Here is a 6,472-nt window from a genome sequence, read left to right as displayed (position 1 = left end):
CGCCCTGCGCCCCCAGACGCAGCGGGCGTGGCTCGCCGCCGCCGCCGCAATCGCCCGGGGCTTCGCCGGCGGGTCCTGAGTGGTTCGGCTGGGATAGAGGTTGCGCCTGGGGCGGGGGTGGGTCTGGGCCGGGCCTGCAACTCCACAAGTCTCCGCCGAGTCCGCAGGTTCCTGCCCGCCCGAGGTGTGCCGGAGCTGTTCCACCCGGCACAATTCCACAAGTCTCCTCCGTCTCCGCAAGTCTCCGCCGAGTCCACCGTGACTCACGTTGGACTTGGCAGAGACTTGACGACCCGACGGAGACTTGTGGACTTGGCGGAGACTTGCGGACCGCCACGCCCCCTCCAGACCGCAGCGCTCCTCACGCCGTGGTCTCCCCTCGCCCGTACCAAAACGCGCACGGGGGTCGCAGCCGAGACTGGCTACGACCCGCGACATGACGCTATGCGCGCTGGGGCTCCGTGCGAACACTCGCGAGCTCGACGGCCTGGCGCATGGCCTCGACCATGCTGGCCGTCTTGACGATCCCCTTGCCGGCGATGTCGAACGCGGTCCCGTGGTCGACTGAGGTGCGGATCACGGGCAGCCCGACCGTGATGTTCACGCCCTCCTCGATGCCGAGCACCTTGACCGGGCCGTGCCCCTGGTCGTGGTACATCGCGACGATGAGGTCGTAGTCGCCGCGTCCGCCGAGGTAGAAGGCGGTGTCCGCGGGAAGCGGTCCGTCGGCCTGGATGCCGTCCGCGCGCAGCGTCTCGAGCGCGGGGATGATCTTCGCCTCTTCCTCGCCGTACCCGAACAGCCCGCCTTCGCCCGCGTGAGGGTTGATCGCGCAGACACCGATCCGCGGCGACGCGATACCCGCGCGACGCAGCGCTTCCCACCCGCGGCGCACCGTGCGCTCGACCAGACCGGGCTCGATCTTCGCGATCGCGTCGATCAGACCGATGTGCGTCGTGACGTGGATCACCCGCAGCTTCGGAGAAGACAGCATCATCGACACCTCGTCGGTGTTCGTGAGGTCAGCGAGCATCTCCGTGTGACCGGGATACTTGTGCCCACCCATGTGCAGCGCCTCCTTGTTCAGCGGCGCGGTGCAGATCGCCTGCACCTTGCCCGCGAGCGCGAGGTCGGCGGCGACCTTGATGTACTGATACGCGGCGTCTCCGGCGACGGCAGACAGCTGACCCCACGGCAGGTCCGACGACAGAAGGCCAAGGTCGATGACGGAGATCTGCCCCGGCTCGTTGGTCGCCTCCGATGCGTCGCTCACCACTCGGATCTGCGGCGACAGTCCGAGGATCTCAGCTGCCTGGCGCAGGCGGTCGGCGTCTCCGATGACGACAGGGATGCACTGCTGCAGAATCGTCTCGTCCAAAACAGCGGCGACAGTGACTTCGGGGCCGACGCCCGCACCGTCCCCCATTGTGACTGCGACGACGGGCACGGCATTGGACTGCGGTGTCATGATGGCTCCTTGTATCTCGGAAAGTGGGGACTGAAGAAACTGCCTCAGCCGAAGCAGTGAGTCTGGGCCGCCGAAGCTGCCGGGCCGGGTGCCGATGAGCCGGCCATTCGCCGCCCTGCTCACGACTGCTCCGGTCTCGGGCGCGCCGATGACTTCGATCTCGTCGATGCCGATCGCCTCGAGCACCGCGCGCGCTGTTTCGCCGCCCGTCAGGATCAGCCCCGGCTCGCGGGCATCGTGCCCGTGCTCGACTGCCGCCTGCACGAGCCGCGCCAGTCCTGCGGTCAGTTCCCGGCCGTCGATCTGCGCGGCCGGTCGCAGCGGCTCCATCACGATGACGACATCGCGTTCACGCAACGCGGCGGCGAGTTCACCCGCGCGGGCGAGCACCTGGTCGCCGTCTGCCCCGGCGACGTCGCGGACAGACAGTTCGAGGATCCGCGCGCCTGTCGCGGACGCCAGGCGTGCGGCCTGCTCTCGCGCCCGGGCCGACGCCGAGCCGACAACGGTCAGGCATGTCTCCGGCGGTTGCGAACCCGCAGCGGCGACCGGCGACGCCCCGGGCTGGGGCGTCACCGTCTGCACCGCTTTGACCAGCGCGCTGGCGCCGGCGAGCGCGACGCCCTCGATACCCAGCGCCGCGCCAGCGATCTGTGCGAGGTCGTCGCCTGTCTCGGCGTCGCAGACCGCGACCTCGGCACCCGCGTCGCGCGTCTGTGCGAGTTCCGCGGCCAGGCCGTCACGACGCACTGACGCGAGGTCGATGCTCGTGACGCGCAACCCCGGAAGCGCATCGGCGACGCTTGCGGGTGCAGGGCGGCCCTCTGCGCTCCAGAGGTCGGTGGCGTCAAGCGGTACGTCGCGTTCCCTGACGACGCCGTGCACCGTCGTGCGCGCGAGGCTCGGCAGCGCCGGCGACAGCACGACGAAGCGTCCCCGCTCGACGAGCGCCGAGATCTCGGTGGCCAGATCGCCGCGCAACAGCGAATCGATCTTCTTCACGACCGGGGAATGGGCGTCAACGGTGTCGAGCACCTCGCCGTTTCGGTTGCGGATGACCTCAGCCGATTGCGCACGCGTGTCCAAGTCGATCACGCGCGTACCGGCGAGCTTCGTCGTATCGCCGACGCCGTGCAGCACGACGCGGGTCCCTGCGCCGATGACGGCGGCAGCCTCCGCTGCTCCGGAGAGATCGTCCGCGATGACAAGTGTCGGCGTGGATGCGGTTGTCGGCACGGCCTCTCCGATGAGTGAACTGGCGTGATGCGCCACAAGGCTAACACAGGGTTCGCGCGTTTCGCGCTCAGAATTGCGCGAAGTGCGCAGTTCTTGCGATGATTCATGAGACAACAAGGAGGTTCGTACATGAGCGACGACAAGGCCGTCTCTGCGGTCAGCATCCCCGGAGTTCCCGTACCGCTCTCGACAGCGGTCCTCGGAACGATGAACATGGGCGACACGACCGACGCTGCGACGTCGGAGCGCCTCTTCGAGGAGGCCATCGCGGCAGGCATCACCGGCATTGACTGCGCGAACGGATACGCACGCGGAACCACCGAGGCGCTCATAGCCCCGTGGGTCAAGCGACACCGAGATGAGATCGTGCTCTCGACGAAGGCTGGCATGCCCCACCCCGACGCCGGTGCGCACGCACCGCTTTCTCGCGAAGGTCTGCGTGCGAGCGTGGAGGGGTCGCTGCGGAGACTCGACGTCGATCGCATCGACCTCTTCTACCTGCATCAGCCCGATCGCGAGACGCCGATCCGCGAGACGCTCGAAACGGTCGCGGAGCTCCGCGAGGAGGGCAAGATCCTCGCGTTCGGGGTGTCCAACTATGCCGCGTGGCAGGCGCTCGACGCGATCCGCGCCGCAGAAGACCTCGGGATCTCCGGCCCCGTCGTCGGGCAGAACGTGTACAACCTGCTCGCACGGCGAATCGAAGACGAGTGGATCGAGTTCGCCGGTCATCACGAGCTGCTGACGATGTGCTACAACCCCCTTGCCGGCGGACTGCTCAGCCGCCCGCCTCGCGACGGGGCCGCGCCGGCACGATTCCACGAGTCGAGCCTCGCGGAGATGTACAAGAAGCGCTACTGGACAGACGAACTGCTCACGGCGACGACAGGCCTCGCCCGGGTCGCCGACGACTCGGACCTGCCAATGTACGAGCTGTCGCTGCGGTGGCTGATCGCGCAGGAGGGCGTATCGTCAGTGCTCATCGGAGCGAACCGCGTCGAGCACCTGCGCGCGAACATCGCCGCGCTCGCGAAGGGGCCGCTTCCCGCGGATCTGCTCGACGCATGTGACGCGATCTCCGCTCCCCTCAAGGGGAGCATGCCGCCGTACAACCGCTGACGATGACGCACGTGGGCCCCGGCGAGGAAGCACGCTTTCCTCGCCGGGGCCCACGTGCGAACGCGTCAGGCGAGTCCCGCCGCCTGGTCAGCGCGCACCGTCTCCGCGATGCGCGCGAGCACATCGTCGCTGAGCAGGTTGAACGGCGCCCGGCAGGGTCCCACATTCTCGCCCGCGGCGTTCGTGGCCGCCTTCACGATCGTGTTCGGGTTGCCGAGAGGGAACAGGTTGCGCAGGCTGCGGATCGAGGCCTGCGCCGCACGCGCGCCGTCGAGGTCACCGGCCGCCCATCGTTCGTAGATCTCCACCATGGTGCGCGGATAGACGTTCGCCACAGCAGTGATCCCGCCGGCTCCGCCTGCCTGCAGCGTCGGCAGGATCAGGGAGTCGGTACCCGCGAGCACGGCGAAGGATTCGGGATCGGTCAGCTCGATGTACTGGAGGATCGCGTCGAAGTTGCCGGACGAGTCCTTCACCCCGACGATGTTCTCGATCTCCGCAAGCCGCGCGACGGTGCTCGGAGCGATGCTGTTGCCCGTGCGCGCCGGGATGTTGTACAGGAGCACCGGGACATCGACAGACTCGGCGACGGTCGCGAAGTGCCGGAACAGCTCTTCCTGCGATGCGGCGGCGAAGTACGGCGCGATGACGGACAGCACGTCGGCGCCACCCGCCTCCATTCGCCGCGCGATGCGCACGGTCTCTGCGGTTCCGACCGCCCCCGCCCCGCCGTACACGGGCACGCGCCCCGCGGCGGCTTCGACGACCGACTCAAGCACCGCGATGCGCTCGTCAGCGCTCTGCTGGAAGAACTCGCCGTTGGTGCCCAGACAGAACACACCGTGCGCGCCGGACTGCACAGCGCGCTCCGTGTGCCTGCGCATCTGGTCGAGGTTAAGCGTTTCGTCGTCGTGGAACGGCGTGACGAGCGCGTGGATGCTGCCGTGGATCGTGGGGGCCAAGAGAGTTCTCCTTGTCGATGACGCGCCGCACCGGGCGGGGCGGGCGATTGAGCGTGTCGCGCAGACTACTTCTGCATGACGTGGATCGCGAAGCCGCCGAACTCACCGTCGAGGTAGATGTTCTTCAGCCGCCCGTCCTCGCGATATGCGGCCGTTTCGTCTCGGAAGGTGAAGCCCTTTTCCGCCAGTTCGTCGACTGCGGATCCGAGGTCATCGGTCGCCATCCCGACGTGGCCGTGCGTGCCGAGGTACTGAGAGCGCACGCATTCGAAAGCGGATCCGGCGAACTCCGACTTCTCGCCGCTCCTGCCTTCGAGATTGAACATGAAGCAGAGAAGGCGGCTCAGTTCCGCCGCGGCCGCAGCATCCTCGTTGTTGATGCCGACGTGGGCGAGTTCATACGTGTTCTTCATGGCGACGTCCATTCAGTATTCTTCGACCGGGCTCTCGAGCCCGGTCACATCGGGAAGAGCAGAAGCGCTCCCGCCGACAGCGCGAGCAGGCGGATGAAGTACATGGGAATCGTGAACTTCCAGAACTGCCAGAGCGAGTACTTGCCCACGCCCATGATCATCGCCGGGAGGCCGTCGATCGGCAGGAAGTGACCGTTCCATCCCGAGATCACGATGGCGACCGCGGCGGCGGTCGGATCGAGTCCGAGGCCGACGCACGTCGCGATCGCGAGCGGGGCGAAGACGTAGACCGTGCCGATCGTCGAACCCGTGAGCGTGGCGAGCAGGCTCGTCAGGATGCAGAACGCGAAGACGAGCAGGAACGGGCTCACATTCCCGCCGAGGAATCCCGCGACGGTCTCACCGACGAGGTGAGTCAGGCCGGTCTCGCCGAGCGCTGCGGCCACGCCGATCACACCCGCGGACATGAGGATGATCGGCTGGCTGATCGCGTCGCGGATCTCTGTGAAGTTCAGGACCTTCATCGCGAGCAGCACCACGACCGAGAGCCCCGTGATGGCGCAGCCCGCGTCGCCGATGTAGCTGTACGCGATCATGCCGAAGACGGCGATGGCGAAGCTGGCATAGGTGGCCGTCTGCTGACGCTTGGTCAGGGCCGGGGCCGAGGCGACCGCCGTCGCGGTCGCTGCACTCGCGGCACTCGCCGCTCCGCCTCGGCTCGCGCCGTCGCCCGACGACGCGCCTCCTGCGCCGTCCGCTTCCGGCTCGTCGTCGATCGGGTGATCCGGCAGGCTGCGGTAGGCGATGAGGCACCAGATCAGGAAGCCGAGGCTCAGGATCAGGTTGACGATCGAGAACTTGACGAGATCGACGCGCTCATCGACGCCGGCCGCTTCGAGCACCGCGACCACGATGCCGTACTGCAGCGCGACGTTGAACGGGAGCATCGGGTGGTTCGAGGCGAACCCGGCGGGCATGAGCAGCTTCGACGGCGGAAGCTTCTTGTTGTACGCCAGCGTGGACAGCAGCCCGATCACGAGCACGTAGTAGGCCGTGGACCCGGTGCCGAAGATGCTGCATCCGAGCATCACGAAGACGATGATCAGGACATACGCCTTGAACCCGCCCTTCGTCGCCATCCGCGAGATCATCTGCTTGAAGCCTGTGACGAGGTCCGTCTTCTGCAAGGCGGCGATCACCGCCATGAACGCGGCGAGCATCACGATCGTCGCGTTCGCGAACCCGCTGAACGCGACGTTGATCGGGACGACGTT

At 67.5% G+C, this 6,472-nt stretch carries 5 protein-coding genes; 1 reads left to right on the top strand and 4 read right to left on the bottom strand.

All coding sequences use genetic code 11. The annotated features are described in order from the left end of the window. Positions 1-442: 442 nt before the first annotated feature. Entirely contained in the window at positions 443-2,704 is a 2,262-nt protein-coding gene (pdxA, locus tag Q1J95_RS13270; RefSeq protein WP_300268316.1) for a 4-hydroxythreonine-4-phosphate dehydrogenase PdxA, read from the bottom strand. A gap of 129 nt (positions 2,705-2,833) precedes the next feature. Here pdxA and Q1J95_RS13265 point away from each other — a divergent pair, with 129 nt between their 5' ends. After that, positions 2,834-3,823, top strand: coding sequence for an aldo/keto reductase (locus Q1J95_RS13265; protein WP_300268315.1), 990 nt, complete (start codon positions 2,834-2,836; stop codon positions 3,821-3,823). 65 nt (positions 3,824-3,888) lie between these two features. Here Q1J95_RS13265 and dapA read toward each other — a convergent pair whose 3' ends face one another. From dapA to Q1J95_RS13250, 3 genes are all read right to left on the bottom strand, one after another. Continuing rightward, complete coding sequence (gene dapA, locus Q1J95_RS13260) at positions 3,889-4,785, bottom strand: 4-hydroxy-tetrahydrodipicolinate synthase (protein WP_300268312.1); 897 nt, start codon at positions 4,783-4,785, stop codon at positions 3,889-3,891. A 65-nt stretch (positions 4,786-4,850) separates the two neighbouring features. Continuing rightward, positions 4,851-5,198: a hypothetical protein gene (locus Q1J95_RS13255; RefSeq protein ID WP_300268311.1), complete on the bottom strand. Its 348-nt coding sequence runs from the start codon at positions 5,196-5,198 to the stop codon at positions 4,851-4,853. 44 nt (positions 5,199-5,242) lie between these two features. Then, positions 5,243-6,472: SLC13 family permease (locus Q1J95_RS13250; RefSeq protein WP_300268309.1), on the bottom strand; the 1,230-nt coding region annotated here is incomplete at its 5' end.

Origin of the sequence: Microbacterium sp., assembly GCF_029263575.1 — a bacterium.
Lineage (GTDB): Bacteria > Actinomycetota > Actinomycetes > Actinomycetales > Microbacteriaceae > Microbacterium.
The sequence above is the reverse complement of the archived record's forward strand: the minus strand, read 5'-3'. Positions and strand labels throughout refer to the sequence as shown.